At 43.8% G+C, this 24,416-nt stretch carries 17 protein-coding genes, 9 tRNA genes, 2 rRNA genes and 1 riboswitch; of the genes, 6 read left to right on the top strand and 22 right to left on the bottom strand.

What is annotated here, in order from left to right:
- Positions 1-24: 24 nt before the first annotated feature.
- Positions 25-105, bottom strand: a riboswitch (cyclic di-GMP riboswitch).
- A 104-nt stretch (positions 106-209) separates the two neighbouring features.
- Both AAEM60_RS01090 and AAEM60_RS01085 read right to left on the bottom strand, forming a co-directional pair.
- A complete protein-coding gene (locus AAEM60_RS01090; RefSeq protein WP_299746928.1) occupies positions 210-794 on the bottom strand; it encodes a DNA-3-methyladenine glycosylase in 585 nt (194 codons plus the stop codon).
- A 96-nt stretch (positions 795-890) separates the two neighbouring features.
- Positions 891-1,940 carry a P1 family peptidase gene (locus AAEM60_RS01085; RefSeq protein ID WP_299746931.1) on the bottom strand — a complete coding sequence of 350 codons (1,050 nt, stop codon included), beginning with the start codon at positions 1,938-1,940 and terminating at the stop codon, positions 891-893.
- Between the two features lie 175 nt (positions 1,941-2,115).
- Between AAEM60_RS01085 and AAEM60_RS01080 the strand changes: the two genes are divergently transcribed.
- Together AAEM60_RS01080 and AAEM60_RS01075 are read left to right on the top strand one after the other, a co-directional pair.
- Positions 2,116-2,877, top strand: coding sequence for a CAP domain-containing protein (locus tag AAEM60_RS01080; RefSeq protein ID WP_299746934.1), 762 nt, complete (start codon positions 2,116-2,118; stop codon positions 2,875-2,877).
- 166 nt (positions 2,878-3,043) lie between these two features.
- A complete protein-coding gene (locus tag AAEM60_RS01075; RefSeq protein WP_341357239.1) occupies positions 3,044-3,907 on the top strand; it encodes a DUF4097 family beta strand repeat-containing protein in 864 nt (287 codons plus the stop codon).
- Between the two features lie 38 nt (positions 3,908-3,945).
- On the opposite strand, the gene AAEM60_RS01070 is transcribed toward AAEM60_RS01075, so the two are convergent.
- Positions 3,946-4,674 carry a YqcI/YcgG family protein gene (locus AAEM60_RS01070; RefSeq protein WP_299746940.1) on the bottom strand — a complete coding sequence of 243 codons (729 nt, stop codon included), beginning with the start codon at positions 4,672-4,674 and terminating at the stop codon, positions 3,946-3,948.
- A 151-nt stretch (positions 4,675-4,825) separates the two neighbouring features.
- Positions 4,826-7,024, bottom strand: coding sequence for an FUSC family protein (locus AAEM60_RS01065; protein ID WP_341357238.1), 2,199 nt, complete (start codon positions 7,022-7,024; stop codon positions 4,826-4,828).
- Positions 7,025-7,302: 278 nt separating this feature from the next.
- Between AAEM60_RS01065 and AAEM60_RS01060 the strand changes: the two genes are divergently transcribed.
- The 3 genes from AAEM60_RS01060 to AAEM60_RS01050 are packed head-to-tail and all read left to right on the top strand — an operon-like array spanning position 7,303 to position 10,941.
- Positions 7,303-8,379, top strand: coding sequence for an endospore germination permease (locus AAEM60_RS01060; protein ID WP_341357237.1), 1,077 nt, complete (start codon positions 7,303-7,305; stop codon positions 8,377-8,379).
- Positions 8,376-9,827 carry a spore germination protein gene (locus AAEM60_RS01055; RefSeq protein ID WP_341357236.1) on the top strand — a complete coding sequence of 484 codons (1,452 nt, stop codon included), beginning with the start codon at positions 8,376-8,378 and terminating at the stop codon, positions 9,825-9,827. Before AAEM60_RS01060 ends, AAEM60_RS01055 begins: the two co-directional genes overlap by 4 nt.
- A gap of 1 nt (position 9,828) precedes the next feature.
- Entirely contained in the window at positions 9,829-10,941 is a 1,113-nt protein-coding gene (locus AAEM60_RS01050) for a Ger(x)C family spore germination protein (RefSeq protein WP_299746952.1), read from the top strand.
- 66 nt (positions 10,942-11,007) lie between these two features.
- On the opposite strand, the gene glmS is transcribed toward AAEM60_RS01050, so the two are convergent.
- The 6 genes from glmS to sigW form a co-directional block, all read right to left on the bottom strand.
- The gene (gene glmS / locus AAEM60_RS01045) at positions 11,008-12,810 is read right to left on the bottom strand and encodes a glutamine--fructose-6-phosphate transaminase (isomerizing) (protein ID WP_299746955.1); all 1,803 of its coding nucleotides are present in this window, start codon (positions 12,808-12,810) and stop codon (positions 11,008-11,010) included.
- A gap of 559 nt (positions 12,811-13,369) precedes the next feature.
- Positions 13,370-14,719 (bottom strand): phosphoglucosamine mutase, encoded by a 1,350-nt coding sequence (gene glmM, locus AAEM60_RS01040; RefSeq protein ID WP_299746958.1) that lies wholly within the window; start codon positions 14,717-14,719, stop codon positions 13,370-13,372.
- A 25-nt stretch (positions 14,720-14,744) separates the two neighbouring features.
- Positions 14,745-15,986 carry a CdaR family protein gene (locus AAEM60_RS01035; protein WP_341357235.1) on the bottom strand — a complete coding sequence of 414 codons (1,242 nt, stop codon included), beginning with the start codon at positions 15,984-15,986 and terminating at the stop codon, positions 14,745-14,747.
- Positions 15,979-16,815, bottom strand: coding sequence for a diadenylate cyclase CdaA (cdaA, locus tag AAEM60_RS01030; RefSeq protein WP_299746964.1), 837 nt, complete (start codon positions 16,813-16,815; stop codon positions 15,979-15,981). The genes AAEM60_RS01035 and cdaA overlap by 8 nt, the downstream gene beginning before the upstream one ends.
- A gap of 234 nt (positions 16,816-17,049) precedes the next feature.
- On the bottom strand, positions 17,050-17,682 hold the full coding sequence (locus AAEM60_RS01025) for an anti-sigma factor (RefSeq protein ID WP_299746967.1): 633 nt from the start codon (positions 17,680-17,682) through the stop codon (positions 17,050-17,052).
- Between the two features lie 15 nt (positions 17,683-17,697).
- Complete coding sequence (gene sigW, locus AAEM60_RS01020) at positions 17,698-18,261, bottom strand: RNA polymerase sigma factor SigW (protein ID WP_044340373.1); 564 nt, start codon at positions 18,259-18,261, stop codon at positions 17,698-17,700.
- 167 nt (positions 18,262-18,428) lie between these two features.
- Here sigW and AAEM60_RS01015 point away from each other — a divergent pair, with 167 nt between their 5' ends.
- Complete coding sequence (locus AAEM60_RS01015) at positions 18,429-18,590, top strand: aspartyl-phosphate phosphatase Spo0E family protein (RefSeq protein ID WP_082051360.1); 162 nt, start codon at positions 18,429-18,431, stop codon at positions 18,588-18,590.
- A 150-nt stretch (positions 18,591-18,740) separates the two neighbouring features.
- On the opposite strand, the gene rocF is transcribed toward AAEM60_RS01015, so the two are convergent.
- The 12 genes from rocF to AAEM60_RS00955 form a co-directional block, all read right to left on the bottom strand.
- The gene (gene rocF / locus AAEM60_RS01010; RefSeq protein ID WP_299746974.1) at positions 18,741-19,643 is read right to left on the bottom strand and encodes an arginase; all 903 of its coding nucleotides are present in this window, start codon (positions 19,641-19,643) and stop codon (positions 18,741-18,743) included.
- A gap of 635 nt (positions 19,644-20,278) precedes the next feature.
- Positions 20,279-20,354 (bottom strand) — tRNA-Ala (locus tag AAEM60_RS01005).
- A gap of 57 nt (positions 20,355-20,411) precedes the next feature.
- Positions 20,412-20,484: transfer RNA gene (locus AAEM60_RS01000), tRNA-Lys, on the bottom strand.
- Between the two features lie 5 nt (positions 20,485-20,489).
- Positions 20,490-20,564 (bottom strand) — tRNA-Gln (locus AAEM60_RS00995).
- Between the two features lie 66 nt (positions 20,565-20,630).
- Positions 20,631-20,714: transfer RNA gene (locus AAEM60_RS00990), tRNA-Tyr, on the bottom strand.
- A gap of 11 nt (positions 20,715-20,725) precedes the next feature.
- Positions 20,726-20,801: transfer RNA gene (locus tag AAEM60_RS00985), tRNA-Thr, on the bottom strand.
- A 26-nt stretch (positions 20,802-20,827) separates the two neighbouring features.
- A tRNA-Val gene (locus AAEM60_RS00980) sits at positions 20,828-20,903 on the bottom strand.
- A 42-nt stretch (positions 20,904-20,945) separates the two neighbouring features.
- Positions 20,946-21,020: transfer RNA gene (locus tag AAEM60_RS00975), tRNA-Glu, on the bottom strand.
- 19 nt (positions 21,021-21,039) lie between these two features.
- A tRNA-Thr gene (locus AAEM60_RS00970) sits at positions 21,040-21,112 on the bottom strand.
- Positions 21,113-21,114: 2 nt separating this feature from the next.
- A tRNA-Asn gene (locus AAEM60_RS00965) sits at positions 21,115-21,189 on the bottom strand.
- A gap of 8 nt (positions 21,190-21,197) precedes the next feature.
- Positions 21,198-21,314, bottom strand: a 5S ribosomal RNA gene (rrf, locus tag AAEM60_RS00960).
- 151 nt (positions 21,315-21,465) lie between these two features.
- Positions 21,466-24,400 (bottom strand): 23S ribosomal RNA (locus tag AAEM60_RS00955).
- Positions 24,401-24,416 lie beyond the last annotated feature (16 nt).

Genomic DNA, 24,416 nt, shown 5'->3' with positions numbered 1-24,416 from the left:
ACCACACAAAAACGTATTCCTACGTTCGTATGTGGTCGGTTGCGCTACTAGCTCCCCTAAATGTAAGCGCCCATCTATCATTTAGGTTCAAAGCTCCCATTCGAATTGTCTGTATTCAATGAAATTAGTCTTATAAGAAAAATATACCACAAACGTAGTACTTATGGGGTATGTTTTCAATGGATATTAGAAAATTCTTAAAAAAACACTCATCTTGATACATACGGATTGTCTTTAACCCAAAACCTCCATGGATAATCCCTCGCTTCTCCAGTGTTTTCAATTCCTATTCGTTTTCCTTCTACAATGTTTTCTGGCTGGTATCCTCTTGAGATGATGAGAGGCGGTTCTAAATAGCTCCCTCCGTAGTCCTCCATTGTGATGCCTAACGCTTTCGTCAGCTTTCCTGGACCATTTGTCCAATTTTTCTTTATATGACCCGGCCTTCTTCTTTCCATAAGCCCCAACCCTTCAAGTGGTTCAACGGCTCTAATGAGAATCGCTTCAGGCTTCTCTCGTTCACCGCTCACTACATTCACTAAACAATGGGTATGCATAACATATGTATATATCCGGCCTGCTTCATGAAACATGACTTCCGTCCGCTTCGTACGCCTGTTTCCATAACTGTGAGCCGCTCGATCCTCAGGCCCTAAATAGGCTTCCGTTTCCACAATGTAACCTGATGCAGTTCCCTCCTCCGTCTCTTTCATTAATACACATCCCAACAGGGACTTTGCAAGCTCCAAAGTGGGTTGTTCGAAAAAGGAAGGCGGCATAGGCGTATACTTCATGATTTTCACTTCCTTTAACCAAATAGTCAGTACTCATAAGTATTGGTATACCCCATTTACTTGAGGGTTAAATATAATAGAATGTTTAGCTTTTATTTATAGCCTACCCTTAAACAAATCTAAAGGTATGGCTTCCACCTTCCGATCATTCCTGCCCGTTGTGGTTTCTGCTTTACAAAGAGAGTTCCAAATGGCTTCTTCTACGCTATCCACGGTCATTTCAAATAGGGTGGATATGATCGGTCCGTCTTCTTTAATGAAAGAGTAAAGAATCGTGTTATCATTGTCGGGCTGATGTGGAATCCGGTGAGCAGTAGAGAAAGCAAGAACAACATCACCACTTCCATGTGCTGCATACGAACCCGTTCTTGAAAGACCGAATGAAGCACGTTTGGCCAATCGTTTAAGCTGCCTTTCATTGAGAGGTGCATCGGTAGCTAAGATGATCATGATGGATCCATCGGGTATATCCATATCCTCCCCGGTGTGAAGGGTGGGAACCATTAAATCTTTTCTGTGGCCGAAATTCGTTAATACGAGTGCTCCCACTTTATACTTTTCATCTCCAAATGCATACTCCCTGGAGCTCGTCCCTATACCACCTTTATATCCTAAACAAAGCATCCCGGTTCCCGCTCCTACACACCCTTCTTCAACAGGTCCGGATTGTGCATGAAGAATGGCTTCCCTGGCATCTTCAGGCTTTACATGAAGGCCCCGGATATCATTGAGATAACCATCATTGCATTCTCCCACAACGACATTTACTGTCCCTGTTGTGTCGCCGATTTCAGGTGTTTCGCCCAGCATATATTGAACGGTCCCTTTTAACACATCCCCAACGGAAAGAGTATTCGTCAAGAGAATCGGGCTCTCAAGGACACCCAGCTCCTCCATTTGAATCGTCCCGACTGTTTTTCCAAAGCCATTGATTACATAGCTGGCAGCAAATATCTTTTCTCGAAACAGATTGCCTTCATGAGGTAATACCGCCGTAACACCCGTCCTTACCACGGTACCGTCATGCTCATAGTGAAGGGTTTTATGTCCAACCTTCACTCCCTCAATATCGGTAATACTGTTATTTTCCCCACATGTATACGAGCCGATACTACCTCCGATCTCCCGAAATCGTTTCCGTTCCATTAATGAAAAACCTCCTTCTTCCTTATCAGTAATTATTCGGGTCAAGAGCTCAAAACCCTTTTAAAACACAGAAGTAAACCCTATTTTTTACAGGGTAAAAATGAAGGCGGGAGTACATATTAAAGACTGTTAATGCCTGTTATAAAAGGTAATCAACAATATTGGAGGATCAAACATGAAAAAACGCTTTCTTTCGATAACAGTCTGTGCCGTCATCCCGTTTATGCTGATGACTGCCTGTAACACTAACGATACAAACGATAACCTGATGGATACACAGAACGTGAATTACGATCCGGTTTCCTATGGAAACAATGGACGAGATAGAATGGATGGGATGCAAGGAAACCAAACTCCCCTTCACCGTTTCATGGCTCCGATCGATCCAAATGGAGACTTACGCGAATTTACACACTTAGATCCAGGTGAGGAAAATACGCCTGGAAATGAAGAAGCCGGGCAGCCGAATCAGCCTGCACAAGAACCGAATACGGGTCAGCCCGAACCACCCACGGAACAGCAGCCTAAGCAGGATACACAGACTTCAGATGCAAATGGATTTATGAAGCAAGTAGTGGATTTGACCAACCAGGAACGCAAGAAGAATGGACTTAATGCCCTGAAGATGGATGGAGAGTTAGCGAATGTGGCGGAGATGAAATCAGAGGACATGAAGGAAAATGACTATTTCTCTCATACGTCTCCTACGTACGGATCTCCTTTTGAAATGATGGAGAATTTCGGGGTGGATTACTCCACGGCAGCAGAAAACATTGCCGTTGGACAAAAAACACCTGAATCTGTCGTTAACGCTTGGATGAACAGTCCCGGACACCGCAAAAATATTTTAAATAAACAAGTCACTCATATTGGCGTGGGAACAGCGAAGGATCCCAGTCAGGGGATTTATTGGACGCAGATGTTCATCGCGAAATAAAGGCTAAGACCGGTCACCTGTGATCGGTCTTTTCTATTCATTAGCCCACACCGAACTCGGCCTCTGGTCTGATTCAAAAATAATCCTATGGCTCATTGTGATGAACCGGCAGCTGCATTAAAATAATACTATAAAATGGAAAAACAAACCAAAGCGAGGGATTTTAATGAAAAATGCTTTTGCCGTGATCATTGCACTGCTTGCACTTGGAACGCTATACGTCATCCTGAATGACAATACATCGTTATTTGCTAAAGAAAGTCAGTCAGGAGAACGCATCGGGGTAACGGACAGAATCGATCACATCGATCTTAAAATGGAAGGCAGCGACACAGAAGTTATTCCTACAGACCAGAATGAAGTCAAAGTTGATATCAAAGGAAAAGGAACACTGACTTTAGCTGAAAAAGGTGACACCATTGAAGTGGCTGTAAAGCATAAATGGTATGAATGGGTAGCATTCAACCGCAAATCGAACGTAACCGTATACATTCCAAAAGAGTATGATCGAAGCCTCGAAATCAATATTGGCTCCGGTAACCTGCAATTTGCCGGAGAATCCGAAAAGAATCGAATGAAGTTCGATGAGTTATCCGTGGAGATGGGTTCCGGAAACATGATTCTCGAAAATCTTGAGACGAATGTATTCGAACATGATGGTTCTTCCGGAGACTTGGTCGTGAATGCTCTCTCCACAAAAGAAGGTAATGTAGACATCAGCTCCGGGGATGTAGAATTGTCGAACTACGAAGGTCCTCTGGAAGGTGACTTATCATCTGGCGAATTAACGGTCTCGATGGACACTCTAAAGGGAGACCTGAATTTTGATGTAAGTTCTGGAGGTGTCAACCTGGATTTACCTGAAGACGCGAGCTTTAAGCTGAACGGAAAAGCAAGCAGCGGAGATATCTCCTGCAACCTCCCATTAAAGAATCAGAAGGTAGACAATGGAGACATTTCAGGTGTGGCAGGGTCTGGTAAATACAACATCAATGTTTCCGTTTCCAGTGGGAATGTCGATATCTATTAAGAAAAAGAGTGTCAGGCCGCGACCTGACACTCTTTCTCTTATTTATGGTGAAAAGGGCATTTGCCCTCGATCGGTACCACATCGTCTCCAATGAAGTATTGCTTCCACTCACGGTGTTCAGGATCCCCGTAATGGCTGATATTCGGGTGCTTCGGTAAGCCGTCCCACTTCTCGACCCGCTCCCTTACTTTCTCACGGGACATAATGCCACCCTTTGACGTTCCTTCCAACCCTTCAAAGATCCTTCTCGGCTGAAAGCCTAATACCAAGCTATTTCCAAGGTCTCTCGTCTTTCGCTGCTTATAAGCAGGAGCATTCCCAAACACGAAAAACGGCTCCCCGGCAAACGAAAACGCCCACAAATGATGATCCGGATCCTCCGGATAATCCTCAGGCCAAGCCTCCTCATCCTCATCATGAAGAAACTGCAGAATCTTCCAGAAATACTCACGATAATGAGGGACGGACCTCTCCTCATCCTCTGGTTCCACAAACAAAAAGAATCCGTGACGAATCAGCCGCTCACCTTCTGGTACATCGAACAAGTCGATAAACTCTTGAATCGTTTCGGGAAGATGCTCCCAATTATCGTGACTTATATACGAATACCGAAGCTCTCCTTTTTTCTCTCCGGTCATACCGAAGTAACAAGGAAACGTTCGATCAGTTACTACCTCGTGAAAGTTCTTATATTCTTCTATCACCCATTGGGGAACAAGATCAGGGTTTTTCATATCTTCTTTTATCAGTAATAAGCTTTTCGCCATTTGCTCCACCTCACCATTATAAAAATGTATAGATGGTATGGTTTTCCCGAAGAGTGTAGGGTTAAAACAATTTCTGACAAGAAGTTATCTAAAACGACTATCCCGACAGGTGGAATAAGCGCAATAAACAAAAGGGTAAAGCGAATTCGCTTTACCCTTTTGTTTGAGTTTCCTTCACTTCCGCGCCCAATTCCTCTCCAAGTGCCACAATCGATTGATTGATTTTCCACACATAGTAGAGGTGATGAATCAGATCCATCTGTGACTTCAGTCTGCTTGGTGCCAGGGTTTCGATCTTTTCCCTTTCCACACTTATACTCCAAAGAACTTGTGCGTTCTCTTTTTCTTTTAGCAGCTCACGTAATGTTTCGATGTTATGAGTGATTTTCTCTTCTGTCTGCTTAAAAACGCTATTTAGTTCATCGGAAACCTTTGATGGTACTTTTCTATGGGATGAAGCAAGCAGATGCTTCGCATAGTAGTTGGTGGCTGTCACCACTGTGATCCAACGGCCGATCCCCGATCGTGTCATGGATCCAGGTCGTTGCAGAAGCGATTGTGCTTCATCCTTTATACTCTGAAGCTTCTGATCGAGATCAAAGGCTTGATCTGTTAATGGTTTTTCATCAATATTCGTAAAGGTTTTTATATAGGAAGAAACATAGCCTCCAAGCTCTTCAAGAAAATCATCAAAGGCGTCTGCCACCTTGTCCTTCGTTTTCTTTGGAAATACAAATGCCGAGACAGTCAGGGCAATCAGCGCTCCAGCAATTGTATCAATGACCCGTGCCCCCATCAGCTGCATGCTGATTCCGCCTAGCAGCAGGTCATACATAAACGCAATGAGCATTGTAATGAACAAGCTCATTAGAGTATAAGAAACCGTGAAGAGATAGAAGGCCAGGAACAGAACGACAAACAGAAGAAAAACTTCAAGCTCAGAATTTCCTGAAACGAGTTTTGCCGCTCCGAATCCAAGTATTGCTCCGATCACCGTTCCGACCGATCGCTGAAAGGCTTTCATGTAGGTTCTTCCTACTGACTCTGTACCAATTTGAATAATAAAGGTCGTTAACAGCACCCAGTAGGGCTGTGCAGGAGCAATCAGCTCCCCAACGATAATAGCTAGTGTACCTGCTACAAGAGCTTGAATCGCCTTACGTGTAGACGGTTTTAAACTCTTAGTCTCTTCTTCAGGCTTATTCTCTTTTCCCTCATCTTCAGACTCGTCCTTATTCTCTATGTTCGTTTCCTTGCTTTCTGAGACTTTCAGTGATTCTTGAATGGTGATGGCTGCTTCCAGGACATGATTGGCAATGGACTCAATACGCCTTAGAAGGTACACCCAGCCCTTAGGCTTTACTTCTTGATTCAACATCTCTGATAACAGAAAACGAAGGGCCTGGATGGCTTTTTCCGCTTCTTCAAGTGAACGGGGATCATAATCCTGAGCCAGTACCTCGGCATCACGGAGCGAACGAAGAACCCAAACCAACAGGCGTCTAAGCTCCTTAACCTCTAAGGCATCCAACTCCTTGAGCCGCTTCAAAGAATCGGTTAACGTCTGAATCAACATCTCTGTATCAAAAACATATAGACGCAATTGCGAAGGCTCGATACCTGGCCAAAGCTTCTTCAAATCATTCTCATTGATATCACTGGCTACGATTCTTGCATACTCATTCAGCCTTCGAACATTTCGATCGAGAAGATTCCTACGTTTACTACTCGTATCCGGATCCTCTATCATCTTCATTAAAATCGTAAACGTCAAATTTGATTGAATATGAAACGAACGCATGCTTCTTCGTAAGACATGAACCGAACCTTTAAAGATAATGAAATTATAAAGAAAAGCGTACATGACACCAATCACAATCCCAATATAAAACCATGATAGATGCGCCACATCAAGCTGCAGAATCGACGAAATATAAATCGACATAAATCCTGCCATTCCCATGGAAAAATACCGGATGGCAAAGCGGGAGAAGTAAAAAGCGCTGAATATCGCTCCTACCAGTAGAGTATTCACCACGAGACTATAATGGGCAAAGGCGGAGCCTAATGTGATTCCAACCGCTACCGCCACACCGATCAACGGGGTCGTGACCTTCTTTTTAGCCGTTGTGTCATCCATGACGACGAAAATCCCGAGCATCCCCACCATCCCTGACACAATGGCCGGTGTAATCGCTGAGTGATTAAATAGTTTTAATAAGAATAGCATCGTAAATACGGCCGATATTAAGCTGATCGTTGCCTTACCTGCCTGCTGAAATCTCTTCCGGCCCGGGTCTGATGCAAGGAACCTCCCCAGCCATACATACTGTCTATGTAACTGTTTCATTTATCATCATACCCTTACTTTCAAACCGTTTTTCATTCTCTATTATCGTACCCTTCCCAATAAAAAAGTAACCTGGACTGCGGAAGCAGCAGGTTACTCTTTATTCGCTGGTGCACGAAGAGAACATGAATCTATTTGTATGATTATAAGGGTTTTGGATGGTTGGGTAAAGGAAAGTGCCTGGAGTTTCCTATTTTCTCACTACTTACCTATCGAGATACCTATTCTGTGCATAATCCCCACCCCAAATGGCAAACTACCAAATGGTGATAAATTCTATGAATAAACGATCGATCTATCTCATTCATATCTTCTCAATCATTATTCTTTCATCCGGATTGATGGTACATGTACTCATTCTTCCCAGCCTTTTAAGTGCCGGGAAACGTGATTCATGGATAAGTGTATTATTATCCGTACCTCCTCTTTTCCTTTGGATACTTTTATTGTATTACATTTATAAAAAGCTCGGAAATCAAGATCCCATCCAATTCATTCGCATTCATTTCGGTAAAAAGCTCTCGAATATGATCGGTTATTTATTAAGCCTCTATTTTATGGGGAGTGCCTTTGTCACTCTTAATTACACGGCGAACTGGAGCCTGACGAATTATACCTTCGAAGTCCCTTTCTGGGTTATCTTGACCAGCATTGCGGTCACCACCCTTTACGGGACGTACAAAGGGGTCAGGACCATTGGAATGATTGCTTTTATCTGTCTCCCTGTTGTCACCTTTTTAGGGTTTTTTGTGGCTTCAGGTAACATGAAGAATAAAGACTACTCCCGACTCTTCCCCATTTTCGAAAATGGAATGTCAGATGCATTATTAGGAATGATTTATGTAGGTGCCGGAATTTTTGAACTCGCCGTTTTTTTGTTTCTTGTTCCTTTCGTCGTGACGGGGGAAATCAAAAAGAAATGGCTGATTGGTCTGGGTATTATACTTGTATTTCTCACGTTGGGACCAGTTACCGGGGCAATTTCCGAGTTTGGGATAGAAGAATCCATGAAGATGAAGAATCCAGCCTATGAACAGTGGCGATTATTGACCCTTGGAGAGTATATAACCCGATTAGATTCCCTATCCATCCTCCAATGGCTATCCGGGGCATTTGTACGGATCAGCATCAGTGTCTACATCACTGAAAAACTTTTATTTACCACTGAAAATAAACGGTTCCTTAAAATCCTGATCTTATATGGGGTATTGTTTATAGGAGCTCTTATACCTTGGAATGAAGCTTCCTTTTTTAATTTTTTGTATACCTATTTTTTACCCTATAGTCTTGTTCTATTAATTCTATGCATCGGTGTACTGGGGATATTAGTAAAGATAGGAGGGAAAAAATCATGAAAGAGAATCATGGAAGGTCCATTGATTTGCTACCTTTTAAAGATAGCTCGGATATTTTGGTTTCCGAAAAAAAAGTTGTGAGGGACGGAAATGATATTGAGTTGATTTATGTCTATTCCCCCAATATGGCTGATCAAAATACCTTGTACAAGTGGATCATTCCTGAAGTCCAAAGACTCCTCCATTCAAACGGTTCACTGAAGGCGAACCAATTTTCCGATTTCATCAATGTTTCAAGTCCTGATCAGGACATAGATATTCAAAGGCAAGCTGAGCAGAGGATATTCTCCGGGGATATCATGATCGTGACTCCTCATGATCATCATGTACTCTTTTTCTCTGCCAGCAAGCTCGCCAAACGTTCACCGGAAGAATCAAACACTGAAGTTTCAATTAGAGGGCCCAGGGATGGGTTCGTTGAAGACGTTGGTGATAATATGACCCTCATCAGGCATCGGTTAAAGACCAGCTCATTAAAGAGTCTCAAAATATCCATCGGGAGACGGAGTCAAACAGATGTTATGCTTCTATATATAGACGATATCATGAACCCTGACATTCTTAAGGACGTAAAAAGCCGACTGAAATCCATTGATACTGATGTTATTGTCAGTAGTTACGAATTAGAAGAGTATTTATACGACAATACGTTTTCTATCGTTCCATTGGCCCAATACGTGGGGAGGCCCGATTATGTAGTGGAGTCTTTAAACCAGGGGAGATTCGCCATTCTTGTAGATGGGAACCCGACTTGCTTAATAGGTCCTGCTAACTTGGGATTGATGCTGAACTCACCGGAAGATGCCCACACCAGCTTCTTCTATGTGAGTATTGAAAGGATATTGAGATTCCTCGCTTTCGCAACGACCATTTTTCTACCTGGCTTCTGGGTTGCGGTTACGACTCATCAGCTGGAGCAAATCCCTTACCCTTTATTAGCCACTATTACGGTGTCCAGAACAGGACTCCCCCTTTCAACCGGGATGGAATTGACTCTTATGCTCATCCTATTTGAATTGTTCAAGGAAGCCGGTGTACGCCTTCCGAAAGCAGTCGGTCAGACGGTTGCCGTGTTGGGAGGACTCATTGTAGGGGATGCTGCCATCAGAGGAGGATTCACCTCTCCCACGATGCTGGTTGTCGCGGCGATTACCATCATTTCAAGTTATACACTAATGAATCAAAGCTTGACGGGAAATATTCTGATTTTACGGTTTACAAATTTATTCGTCTCCTCTTTATTAGGCTTATATGGATTCTTTTTATGCGGGTTTATCTTCTTGATCGCTCTCGTCAGTACAGAAAGCTTTGGACAACCCTTCCTGACCACCTTTGCAAAGCCTACAATGGGTGATTACTTTAAAGGATATATCAAATTGCCAAGCTCACTCACAAAGAAACGGAACTTGGGGTATTCACCAACCGACCAAGATCGGAAGGAGTCGTAAAATGGTAAGGCGATCAGTCATTCCATTGCACCTACTGGTTCTGTGTTGTTTACTACTCACGGGCTGTTTAGGTTCCAAGGAAATTCAGGATCAGGCTTATATCACTTCAATCGGATTTGATGTAGAAGATGAGCAGATCATCGTCTACTTCCAGGCACTCAGCTTTGCGAATATTGCCAAGAAAGAAGGAGGAGAGCCTACAGCAGCGCCCATTCTGATCGGCAGAGGGAAAGGATCCTCAATAGAAGAAGCGTTTAACGATATCGAGCAGACCACGGCTGTACCTCTTCATTACGGACAAATCAATACGCTTGTCATAAGTGAGAAAGCGATGGAAAAATGGTTGAACACGATTCTGGATTTTATGGGAAGAAATTCTTTTTTACGCTACACAACGTGGACGTATGGAACAAAAGAAAGTATCCAAGATATCTTTGCAGCAGAAAGTTTCTTTGGGCAACCTCCTCTTTATTCCATATTACATAGACCGTTAACAGTGATAAAGGAAAATTCCTTTCTTCCTGTAGTACCATTTCATGATTTCATAGGTGATTTTTATGAGCCAGTAGGGGCTTCCTACATTCCTTCTATTTATATCCATAAAGAAAATTGGCAGGAAGAAAAAGAAAAGAAATTAACGGCTATCGATGGATTATATTTATTCTCTGAAGAAAAGTTTAAAGGAAAGTTTACGAAAGGCGATTTGGAAGGCCTGAAATGGTTCAACCCGGAAACCAATAAAATATATGTCCCCCTGAAAAAATTAAAAGTAAGTGTTCAAATTGTTAAACCTAAAGCGAAAATCAGGTTAAAAGGAAAGGATAAGCCGGTATACAGTGTTGAAATCGATGTTGAAAGTACGTTAGATCAGAATGTTGAAGGATTAGAGGTAAAAACGATTGAAAAACACCTGGAGAAAAAAATCAAAAAACAAATCATGAAAACGTATGCAAAAGCACTTGAGAAAAAGATCGACATCTATAATTTAACAAGGAACACGTATCGCTTTCACCATAAGCGATGGGATGTTGCGACGATTAATGATCTTTCAAAGGATTCTCTTGAAGTAAAGGTGAATGTATTCATCCCTCATACAGGAGATTATAAGAAATAACACCTAATAGCATAAAAAAACCGGTCGGCCCCAGAGGGACACAACCGGTTTTCATCTATTTAACCCTTACTCAACCGTAACCGACTTTGCCAGGTTACGCGGCTTATCTACATCACAATCGCGATGAAGGGCAGCATAGTAAGAAATTAATTGTAATGGGATGACAGAGATAAGAGGTGTTAACAATGGGTTAACCTCCGGGATGACGAAGCGATCTTCTTCGTCTTCTAAGCCTTTCATGGAAATGATACAAGGGTTTGCTCCACGAGCGACTACCTCTTTCACATTTCCTCTGATGCCTAGATTTACTTCTTCTTGAGTTGCAAGTGCAACGATCGGAGTACCTTCTTCGATCAGAGCGATCGTACCGTGCTTAAGCTCTCCTCCGGCAAATCCTTCTGCCTGGATGTAAGAGATTTCTTTCAGCTTCAAAGCGCCTTCGAGCCCTACATAGAAGTCAAGTGAACGGCCGATGAAGAAACAGTTGCGAGTCGTTGACAGATATTCGCGTGCGATATCTTCAAACTCTTCTTTCGTATCGCAAAGTGCTTCCATCGCAGTAGCAACAATACCAAGCTCTTGAACAAGATCAAAGTCCTGGTTATTTCCACATGCCTGCCCGGCAACGTGCGCAAGGATAGCAAGAACCGCCAGCTGAGCTGTGTACGCTTTGGTTGAAGCAACGGCGATTTCAGGTCCTGCATGAAGAAGCAATGTGTAATCCGCTTCTCGGGAAAGCGTAGAACCCGCTACGTTTGTGATCGTTAATGATTTATGACCAAGCTCTTTGACTTGAACCAGTACGGCACGACTATCTGCCGTTTCACCACTTTGAGAAATAAAGATAAATAATGGTTTTTCAGAAAGTAAAGGCATGTTGTAGCTGAATTCGCTTGCTACATGAACTTCAACAGGAATTCCTGCACTCTTCTCGATGAATTGCTTTCCAACAAGACCGGCGTGGTAGCTCGTTCCACATGCAATGATGTAGACACGGTCCGCTTCCTTCATCGCACCGACGATCGGCTCATCAATGTGAAGCTCGTTGTTCTCATTTTGGTAAGCTTGAATGATTTTACGCATCACTAGTGGCTGCTCATCGATTTCTTTAAGCATGTAGTGAGGGTATGTTCCTTTTTCGATATCACTCGCATCGATTTCAGCTGTGTAAGGAGCACGTTCCATTACTTCACCGATCAGATTTTGAATTTCAACCTTTTCTTTCGTTACGATGACCATTTCTTTATCCATAAGCTCAACGTATTGGTCTGTTACTTGAATCATCGCCATAGCATCACTTGCTACAACGTTGAAGTCTTTTCCTAGACCTACAAGCAGTGGACTTTTGTTTTTCGCTACAAAGATTGTTTCATCATTTTCAGAATCTAAAAGGGCGATGGCATAAGAGCCTTTAAGAAGCATTAACGTTTGACGGAAAGCTTCCTCTACCGTGTTTCCTTCTTCTACAATCTTTTCAATCAACTGGACGATGACTTCTGTATCCGTGTCACTCTTAAACGTTACATCCGTTAAATATTCACGCTTAAGTTGAGAGTAATTTTCGATTACTCCGTTATGAACGATTGTAAAACGGCCTGAATTACTTTGATGAGGGTGAGCGTTCACCTTGCTCGGTACACCGTGGGTAGCCCAGCGAGTGTGGCCGATTCCTGTGTTGCTTGATACACTCTCATCAACAATACCGCGAAGGTCGGCGATACGACCCTTCTCTTTAAACACATGAATGCCTTCATCGTTTTGAACGGCAATACCTGCAGAGTCATAACCGCGGTACTCAAGCTTTTCAAGACCTTTTAAAAGAATTTCCTTTGTATCTGAATTTCCAATATATCCAACAATTCCACACATAATTAATATATCCTCCCTGAACATGCAAGGGGGCAAGAACTCTTTTGGGGACAACTTGCCCCCTTATCTCTGTTTGTCATTAGTATTTACATTGGTCACTTTTTTCTTCCCTTTGTCCATCAAGTTGCCTCAACGATTTAAGGAAGAAACTTTCGGTTCTGTGACACATACGAACCGGGAGGCATCCGCCGAATGCTCGATAAACCTCCACCTCGTCAACTAAACGATCCTTGTCGTATCCATCGTTTAGCCCTGGCGCTTTATAAGGATGGTTACTCACTATCCACCTTTCCTTCTTGACTCATTTCCAATTAATTTGAAAAACGAAAACAAAATCATCATACACTAGCACGTTTCCCTTAGTCAACAAAAATCTTACAAGAACAAGAAGTTGTTATCCCATTGTCATGTTCCCGAAACAGAGCAGCGATAAACCATGTGGTCTAAAAACCTTTCTATTAGGACATCATCGGGGTACCTTTATCCCCTATTCAAAAGGACTCTTCTTATTAAATATGCATAAGGGGCACCTGTTGACCCCTTATGCACAAAAAATCAACTATTCGTTTAAACCCATTTCTTCGTCAACAACTTGTACGATTTCATTTACATACCGCTCGCAAAGTTCTTCTGTAGGAGCTTCTGCCATTACACGTACTAACGGCTCAGTTCCAGAAGGACGAACAAGAATACGGCCATTTCCGTTCATTTCTTCTTCAACCTTTTCAATCACTTTTTTAACGGTTTCGTTATCTGTTACATGATGCTTGTCTGTCACTCGCACATTCACAAGCTTCTGAGGGAACTTTTGCATTTCTCCCGCTAGTTCAGATAATGATTTACCGGTCATTTTCATAATGTTTACGAGCTGGATCCCCGTTAACAGACCGTCACCTGTTGTATTGTAATCGAGGAAGATGATGTGGCCTGACTGCTCACCGCCAAGAGTATAGCCATTTTTCTTCATCTCTTCCACTACGTAGCGATCTCCAACCGCCGTTTGAATGCTTTGAATCCCGTGCTCTTCAAGCCCTTTATGGAAGCCAAGATTACTCATGACAGTAGATACGACTGTAGACTGTTTCAATTGACCTTGTGACTTTAAGTATTTACCGCAGATATACATGATCTGGTCTCCGTCCACAATCTGTCCATGCTCGTCGATCGCGATGATACGATCTCCATCACCATCAAAGGCAAGTCCTAAGTCTGCACCTTTTTCTTTCACCATCTCAGCAAGTGATTCAGGGTGGGTAGACCCAACACCTTCATTAATGTTTAATCCGTTTGGTGATGCTCCCATCGTCGAGATGTCAGCATCCAGATCAGCAAACAGATGAGTAGCAAGAGCGGACGTTGCACCATGTGCACAGTCTAACGCAATATGTAAGCCATCGAAATCTTCGTCTACTGACTGTTTTAAATACTGCAGATATTTTTGTCCACCTTCGAAATAATCACTAACTTGTCCTAAGTCAGCTCCGGTCGGACGAGGCAGCCCGTCAACGGTTTGATCTAATAGACCTTCAATTTCGTTTTCCTGGTCATCAGAAAGCTTGAAGCCATCTGGTCCGAAGAATTTAATTCCGTTATCTGCAACCGGATTATGAGAAGCAGAAATCATGACACCAGCCTGGGCTCCTAACGCTTTCGTTAAGTAAGCTACCCCTGGAGTTGAAATCACACCCAAACGCATCACTTCAGCACCAATTGATAGAAGTCCCGCTACAAGAGCCCCTTCCAGCATATGTCCGGAAATCCGAGTATCTCTTCCAATCAATATTTTGGGGCGCGTAGCATCCTTTGTTAAAACATAACCACCAAAACGTCCAAGCTTAAATGCTAATTCCGGTGTTAATTCTGTATTCGCTACACCTCTTACTCCATCCGTTCCAAAATACTTACCCATTGTCATTCTCTCCTTTTTACAGCTCTTATGCTGATGTGTTCTTTTCTTTAATTTCTACTTTTACTGTTTGCTGAGACAAGGTCCATTCTATATCTTCGGGACCTTCTGCCTCTATTTCCACCTCATGCTCGCCTGGTTCGAGCCCTGAAAGATCGAGCGCCAGTGAGAAATCATCTTTCGTCACTTTGCTCACTTGTGCATTCTCACCCTTCAACGCTACGTCTACCAGACCCTCTTCAGGTGACATGATGGTATACTCATATTCTTCAGCTAATCCCTGTGGTGAAATTTTAAGTCCTGTAAGGCTCTTTTCTTCGGTTGTATTGACATCAACCTTCACCTTCACTTCCTCAGGGGCCACTTTATTTAAACCATCTTGCAACGCAAGTGGTACCGCAATGGTTGAGTCCTTCGTAATCTTTGAAAGATCGATCTCTGCCAGCAATTCTTCCACTGTATCCAATACTTCCTGTCTGCCAAAAATCGTTGCCTCTTTAGGTTCAACTGAAATCGACTCCAGGGTTGTGCCTTCAGGAAGACTGCCTTTTTGTTTTATGGTGACAGGTACACTCTTACTCGGATTCGCAACCGAAACGGTCACCTCGACCACTTCCGGAGCAATTTGAACATCTAATTTGTTATACTCACGGTCAAGTACTTGCACCCGGGCTTCCCTTGTCACATTTTCACTGATCTCTTCATCTAAATCTAGAGTTGCAATGACATATGCAATTCGTTCTACTTCATCCCTCGAGCCCGTCACTTTCACTGTTTTTGGATCCACAGCAAGTCCTTCTGCTTCATACCCATTGGATAAAATACTTTCATTGAATTGAGGTTCAACTGTAAATTCTTCTGTGACCTTTTCTTGAACCGATATATTGACAAAATCCGGATCGAGTTTGACATCAAGTTTTTCGGAAATATTATCAATCTGAATATCAACCTGATGCTCACCGATTCCGATATCATTTAAGTCCACATAGACTCTGAAATCCTTCACTTGTTTAGCTTGTTGTACAATCGCCCTGGATCCTTCCACCGTTACATTCACCGTATCAGGCAAGCCGCTTACTTCTAAATTCTCACGATCATAAAAAACTTCAAGCGGGACGTCCTGGATCGTTTCAATCGCATTTTGAGAGTTGCCGGTATTGTTGTTAGCCGTCTTCTGTATTTCATCAAAGTTAACGGATAGATAGAGAATGAATGCCAACATTAGTCCTACAATACGCATGAACCAACGACTTTCCATGAATTTATCCATTTTCTTTCTTCCCCCTAAAGCTCCATTTCGTTGAGGAAGCATTCGTCTTATCGCCAATGAGCTCTACCGTAAGAATTTCCCTGAAGCGCTCCAAAGAGAGGTCGCGATGTAACTCCCCATTTTTCGTAATGGAGATAGCTCCCGTTTCTTCTGATACAACAATTGTAATACTATCTGTTACTTCACTGACGCCAAGTGCTGCCCGGTGTCTTGTTCCCAATTCTTTTGATATAAATGGGCTTTCCGACAATGGAAGATAACAAGCTGCTGCAGCAATTTGACTCTTTTGAATAATAACAGCCCCATCATGAAGAGGTGTATTGGGGATAAAGATATTAATCAGTAATTGAGACGTAATCTTGGCATTAAGTGGTATACCTGTTTCAATATAATCACTCATCCCTGTTTCCCGCTCAAGGGTAAGGAGGGCACCAATTCGACGCTTTGCCATATAACTTACAGCCTTCGTCATCGATTCAATCATCTGCTCTTGCTCTTCTTCTTCCTGAAGTCCGGACCTCGAGAATAAACGGCCCCTTCCGAGCTGTTCAAGGGCTCTGCGGAGCTCAGGCTGGAAGATGATGATAATCGCCAGGAACCCCCAGGTGAGGGCTTGTTCCATCATCCATCCCAGTGTATCCAATCCAAAGATACTACTAAGGCCTCTCACTATGATAATGACAAAAATACCTTTTAATAATTGTACTGCTTTCGTTCCTTTTATCAGCATGATCAGTTTATAGATTACAAACCATACTACGAGTATATCTACAATATCAGAGACATAATCCAGCGCGGAGTAATCCGAAAAAATATTGATAAACGGCATATTACATCCTCCAATAGCTTAATCGAAAGCGTAAGCCGCCATGTGTGGCTTCTCCATTTTCGTAACGTTCCCATTATAGCACATTTTTTCACTGTCAAATGAGAGACACCCACGGCCTCATGATTCTTTCTTTTCTATTCATGAACTCACGTTTTTACAAAAAAAACTGACACGAAAATCAAAGGTGTCAGCCCTTTAGGGACGGACCTTACATTCCATCCCTTCTATTTTATCCTACTTTTCTTCAAGTTGCGAATTTCCCCAATCCAAGGTGTCTTTAGCCCCTTTTTTGATCTGGTACCAAAGCCACTCAAATGCCTCATCGATTTCATGGATCTCTCCTGTCACGCTCCCTGCAGAAGCCAAGTACTGCTTTCCGTTGATGACCGTGACATTCCCTGTTACTTTTCCTTCAATTTTCACATCGCCGTTTCGAACCGTCAGATCCCCGTTTACGACTTCACCTTCAGGAACGACAACCGTATGATCCTGAACGACTAATTTAGCATTTTTCGTAAAAGAGAAAGCCTGATCATCATTCCAGGAAGTGAGGAAGCTCCCGGTCATAAAGAACAGAAATAGTGCAGCAGCCGTGAGTAACGGATGGTGCCTAAACCACCTCTGGACCCCAACCTTCTTCTTCTCTTTCGGTAATCTTGACATGACTTTATCCGTAAAGTCTGTAGAAGCACTAATATGAGATGTGCTCTGTACAAACGCAATTGCTTTTTTCAGCTCATGGAAGTGGTGCTGGCAATCACTGCATTCCTGCAAATGTTGTTTCAGCGTTCCTTCTTTTTCTCTATTTAAATCTCCATCTAAATAATCATGCATATACTCAATGATTTCTTCAGGACAAGGCTTCATGTTCACTCACCCTCTCTACAGTGATCTTAATTGTTTACGGAGAGCTTCCCGCCCTCTATGTACTCTTGTTTTAACCGTTCCCAGGGGTAAATCCAATATCTCACTGATTTCTTGAAGAGGAAGCTCTTCAATATATTTTAAAACAATGACCGATCGATATTTCTCAGGTAACTTGGAAATTTCCTTCTGAATGGTTTCCTGCAGCTCCATATTCTCCACTTCATCTTCCGGTAGCTGAACATCCGCTGCCACCTGTGAGTACATCGTTAAGCCTTCAGTCCCTGCTACCTCTGCATCTAAGAAATAATCCGGCTTCTTCTTCCGAATCCGGTCGATACAAAGATTCGTCGCTATCCGAAAGAGCCAAGTCGAAAACTTTCTCTTTTGATTAAAGGTTTCAATATTTACATATGCCCTGATAAAAGCCTCTTGAGCAATATCCTCTGCCTCATGACGATTACCAAGCATCCGGTAGCAAATTTGAAACACTTTATCCTTGTAAAGCTCGACTAATTCTGCAAAGGCGTTCTGATCACCTTTCAATACTTGTTTTATCCGCTTTTTCACTAATGCTTCCATTTCACAACCTCCGCTCTATGCGGCTATATTTATATACGTAACACCCTATCAAAAGGTTTCAAATTTTTTATATTACTATCCTAACAAATTTTTCAGGAAAAATGTTTACAATTATTAGAAAAAGGGTATAAAGGAACTAATTATTTCTATTGTGGGAGGATCTCGAAATGAGGGGAAGAATGAATGAGTTATTATTTCAAATTGAAGACTGCCGTCGCCAAATGGTCGAACTAGCTTTAAAGTCATCCTTTGCCGATGAGCAAGTTGTTGATTTGAGTACTCGTCTTGACGATCTATTAAATCAATACCAAGTGGTCAAACACCATTGAAGACAAAATAGATGAAGGCTGAGAACCGTGAAGGGCTCTCAGCCTTTTTTTGATGTATTCACTCTTGCAAGTCATCCCGTATTGCGAAAGGGACACCCTTAAAATATCCTACCGGCCTTTATGTGGGAAGCATTGTGAACACAGACTGGATTATAGTAATTTCTCTCCAAGCAGGGATCCCATCAATGCTACAGCTACAGTAGCCGTTTTATTCTTTTCATCCAGAATAGGATTAACTTCTACAAATTCCGCAGATGTAATAATTCCTGCTTCTTGTAGCATCTCCATTGCCAAATGACTCTCACGGTAGCTTATCCCCCCAAGAACAGGAGTTCCTACCCCAGGAGCATCGCTTGGATCCAATCCATCTAAATCAAGAGATAAATGAACGCCATCCGTTTTACTCTTCAAGTAATCAATGGACTCTTCCATTACCTTCGTCATACCAAGACGATCGATTTCATGCATCGTATATACTTTAATACCCTTTTCTTTAATTAACTCTCTTTCTCCTTCATCTAAAGAACGAGCTCCAATAATGACAATGTTCTCAGGCTTAATCTTTGGAGAGCTCTGCCCGATACTTGTCAAATCTTCATGGCCTATACCCAAGCTCACCGCAAGTGGCATACCATGAATATTACCTGACGGAGATGTATCCCCTGTATTCAAATCACCATGTGCATCATACCAAATCACACCTAAGTTTTCATAGTGAGGAGAAACACCAGCCAACGTTCCTATCGCAATACTGTGGTCTCCACCAAAGATCAATGGGAAATCTCCACTCCCGATTACATCATTCACCTTACCAGCCAACGTCTCACTGGCTTCAGCAACCGCTTTCAAATTACGCAGATTCGTATCAGGATTATTATGTACACGCTCAGCCTGGCCAATCTCGATATCACCCAAGTCTTTAATCTCATACCCAAGTTTCTCCAGACGCTCAACAATACCGGCGTAACGAATCGCACTCGGCCCCATATCCACGCCTCTGCGCATTTGACCTAAATCCATAGGTACACCAATAATAGAAATATTTTTCTTCATGAAAAATTCCCCCAATTCGAAATTTATTTACACCTCTATTTTATCCATACTATGAGCCATGGTTCAACCGGACAGGATTGTGTATATATATGCGTGTGTAGAGGTGTTTAAGGTGGATTGGTGCAAGATTATGTAGACGGATTCTTGACGAGGATGCTAGTGTGAAATCGATTGGTTGGCGGTCCGTGGTAAAGAGCGATTTGAAAATATAATCTGTAATTTGAAAATAAATGATTCAGAATTGAAAATACAATCTAAAATTTGAAAACAAATGTGGGAAATTTGAAAATATCCTGAGAAAGATGCGAGGGAAATAGGGGTTTGCTGGTCAATTATAGAACAATATAATTTCACTCATATTCCCCTAACCAACTTCTATCCACTTAGGAATCAAAACCCAGACAACTCTCTCCCATCCCCGTTGCTGCAACGAGCAGCACAATTTACTAGCCCTCCAGCCATCATAAAGAGCAATCTTTCACTGTTGGTCAATCCACAATCGTAAATCTATCTTCACAAACAAAAAAACCTCAAATCTCATAAAAGATTCAAGGTTTAATCATGTCGTATGTATGGTTACTTCACTCCGCTAACGCTTTGTAAGCAGATAGATTTTTTGCTTTCGCAAAAATCTTTGGTGGAGCCTAGCGGGATCGAACCGCTGACCTCCTGCGTGCAAAGCAGGCGCTCTCCCAGCTGAGCTAAGGCCCCCCTATGTTATAGATGATAGAGAAATTCTCACACCTTGCGATGTGAGAAAATGTGTGATGAGCCATGAAGGACTCGAACCTTCGACCCTCTGATTAAAAGTCAGATGCTCTACCAACTGAGCTAATGGCTCTTAAGTGGCTGGGCTAGCTGGATTCGAACCAACGCATGTCGCAGTCAAAGTGCGATGCCTTACCGCTTGGCTATAGCCCAATAATAACTTTAATGGCATAAAAAAGGGACATTTATAGGATGTCCATTTTACACTTTAATATACAGTGGTGGAGGGGGGCAGATTCGAACTGCCGAACCCGAAGGAGCGGATTTACAGTCCGCCGCGTTTAGCCACTTCGCTACCCCTCCAGCTGAAAAAATGGTGCCGGCAAGAGGACTTGAACCCCCAACCTACTGATTACAAGTCAGTTGCTCTACCAGTTGAGCTACACCGGCATATTGAATTATTCTTAAATAAAAAATGGTGGAGGATGACGGGATCGAACCGCCGACCCTCTGCTTGTAAGGCAGATGCTCTCCCAGCTGAGCTAATCCTCCAATATGTAACTGGTGAGTTATTTTGCTTTTGCAAAAAAACTTTGGTGACCCATACGGGATTCGAACCCGTGTTACCGCCGTGAAAGGGCGGTGTCTTAACCGCTTGACCAATGGGCCATTCAAAATAAAATATAAAAGCTTCCAACCGGGCTCGAACCGGTGACCTCTTCCTTACCATGGAAGCACTCTACCTGCTGAGCTATGGAAGCAATGGCTCCGCAGGCAAGATTCGAACTTGCGACCGATCGGTTAACAGCCGATAGCTCTACCACTGAGCTACTGCGGAATGATATTGCCTGGCGATGTCCTACTCTCACAGGGGGAGATCCCCCAACTACCATCGGCGCTGAAGAGCTTAACTTCCGTGTTCGGCATGGGAACGGGTGTGACCTCTTCGCCATTATCACCAGACGAATTGCTTACAATGACAAATACTATTATATAATATTTTCAGTGTTTTTCAAGGGGTAATTAAAATTTATTCCCTGAAAACTAGATAAAGAATTGATGTCAAGAAAGCCGAATACCGACCAATTGTTGTTCATTTAAAAAATGACTCTTTGTGGTTAAGTCCTCGATCGATTAGTATCAGTCAACTCCACATGTCGCCATGCTTCCATCTCTGACCTATCTACCTAGTCATCTTCTAGGGATCTTACTCACATACGTGATGGGAAATCTCATCTCGAGGGGGGCTTCATGCTTAGATGCTTTCAGCACTTATCCCTTCCGCACATAGCTACCCAGCGATGCCTTTGGCAAGACAACTGGTACACCAGCGGTGCGTCCATCCCGGTCCTCTCGTACTAAGGACAGCTCCTCTCAAATTTCCTGCGCCCACGACGGATAGGGACCGAACTGTCTCACGACGTTCTGAACCCAGCTCGCGTACCGCTTTAATGGGCGAACAGCCCAACCCTTGGGACCGACTACAGCCCCAGGATGCGATGAGCCGACATCGAGGTGCCAAACCTCCCCGTCGATGTGGACTCTTGGGGGAGATAAGCCTGTTATCCCCGGGGTAGCTTTTATCCGTTGAGCGATGGCCCTTCCATGCGGAACCACCGGATCACTAAGCCCGACTTTCGTCCCTGCTCGACTTGTAGGTCTCGCAGTCAAGCTCCCTTGTGCCTTTACACTCTGCGAATGATTTCCAACCATTCTGAGGGAACCTTTGGGCGCCTCCGTTACTCTTTAGGAGGCGACCGCCCCAGTCAAACTGCCCACCTGACACTGTCTCCCACCCCGATAAGGGGCGCGGGTTAGAATTTCAATACAGCCAGGGTAGTATCCCACCGATGCCTCCACCGAAGCTGGCGCTCCGGCTTCCAAGGCTCCTACCTATCCTGTACAAGCTGTACCAAAATTCAATATCAGGCTACAGTAAAGCTCCACGGGGTCTTTCCGTCCTGTCGCGGGTAACCTGCATCTTCACAGGTACTATAATTTCACCGAGTCTCTCGTTGAGACAGTGCCCAGATCGTTACGCCTTTCGTGCGGGTCGGAACTTACCCGACAAGGAATTTCGCTACCTTAGGACCGTTATAGTTACGGCCGCCGTTTACTGGGGCTTCGATTCGCACCTTCGCTTGCGCTAAGCACTCCTCTTAACCTTCCAGCACCGGGCAGGCGTCAGCCCCTATACTTCGCCTTACGGCTTCGCAGAGACCTGTGTTTTTGCTAAACAGTCGCCTGGGCCTATTCACTGCGGCTCTCTCGGGCTTGCACCCTACCAGAGCACCCCTTCTCCCGAAGTTACGGGGTCATTTTGCCGAGTTCCTTAACGAGAGTTCTCTCGCTCACCTTAGGATTCTCTCCTCGCCTACCTGTGTCGGTTTGCGGTACGGGCACCTTTTTCCTCGCTAGAGGCTTTTCTTGGCAGTGTGGAATCAGGAACTTCGCTACTATAATTCGCTCGCTATCACAGCTCAGCCTTCACGATGATGGGATTTGCCTCATCATCAGCCTAACTGCTTAGACGCACATATCCAGCAGTGCGCTTACCCTATCCTCCTGCGTCCCCCCATTGCTCAAACGGAAAAGAGGTGGTACAGGAATATCAACCTGTTGTCCATCGTCTACGCCTATCGGCCTCGACTTAGGTCCCGACTAACCCTGAGCGGACGAGCCTTCCTCAGGAAACCTTAGGCATTCGGTGGATGGGATTCTCACCCATCTTTCGCTACTCATACCGGCATTCTCACTTCTAAGCACTCCACCAGTCCTTACGGTCTAGCTTCGCAGTCCTTAGAACGCTCTCCTACCACTGACACCTAAAGGTGTCAATCCACAGCTTCGGTGATACGTTTAGCCCCGGTACATTTTCGGCGCAGAGTCACTCGACCAGTGAGCTATTACGCACTCTTTAAATGGTGGCTGCTTCTAAGCCAACATCCTGGTTGTCTAAGCAACTCCACATCCTTTTCCACTTAACGTATACTTTGGGACCTTAGCTGGTGGTCTGGGCTGTTTCCCTTTCGACTACGGATCTTATCACTCGCAGTCTGACTCCCATGGATAAGTCTTTGGCATTCGGAGTTTGTCTGAATTCGGTAACCCGATGAGGGCCCCTAGTCCAAACAGTGCTCTACCTCCAAGACTCTTACACATGAGGCTAGCCCTAAAGCTATTTCGGAGAGAACCAGCTATCTCCAAGTTCGATTGGAATTTCTCCGCTACCCACACCTCATCCCCGCACTTTTCAACGTGCGTGGGTTCGGACCTCCATTCAGTGTTACCTGAACTTCATCCTGGACATGGGTAGATCACCTGGTTTCGGGTCTACGACCACATACTCATTCGCCCTATTCAGACTCGCTTTCGCTGCGGCTCCGTCTCATCGACTTAACCTTGCATGGGATCGTAACTCGCCGGTTCATTCTACAAAAGGCACGCCATCACCCGTTAACGGGCTCTGACTACTTGTAGGCACACGGTTTCAGGTTCTATTTCACTCCCCTTCCGGGGTGCTTTTCACCTTTCCCTCACGGTACTGGTTCACTATCGGTCACTAGGGAGTATTTAGCCTTGGGAGATGGTCCTCCCAGCTTCCGACGGGATTTCACGTGTCCCGCCGTACTCAGGATCCACTCAAGAGGGAATGAAGTTTCAACTACAGGGTTGTTACCTTCTTTGACGAGCCTTTCCAGACTTCTTCGTCTACTTCATTCCTTTGTAACTCCGTATAGAGTGTCCTACAACCCCAAGAGGCAAGCCTCTTGGTTTGGGCTACATCCCGTTTCGCTCGCCGCTACTCAGGGAATCGCAATTGCTTTCTCTTCCTCCAGGTACTTAGATGTTTCAGTTCCCTGGGTCTGCCTTCCATACTCTATGTATTCAAGTAAGGATATTGTTCCATTACGAACAATGGGTTCCCCCATTCGGAAATCTCTGGATCAAAGCTCACTTACAGCTCCCCAAAGCATATCGGTGTTAGTCCCGTCCTTCGTCGGCTCCTAGTGCCAAGGCATCCACCGTGCGCCCTTCATAACTTAACCGAATTGGTTGTTACAT

Source organism: Rossellomorea sp. y25 (assembly GCF_038049935.1).
GTDB lineage: Bacteria > Bacillota > Bacilli > Bacillales > Bacillaceae_B > Rossellomorea.
This window is presented reverse-complemented; position numbering and strand designations above follow the sequence as displayed.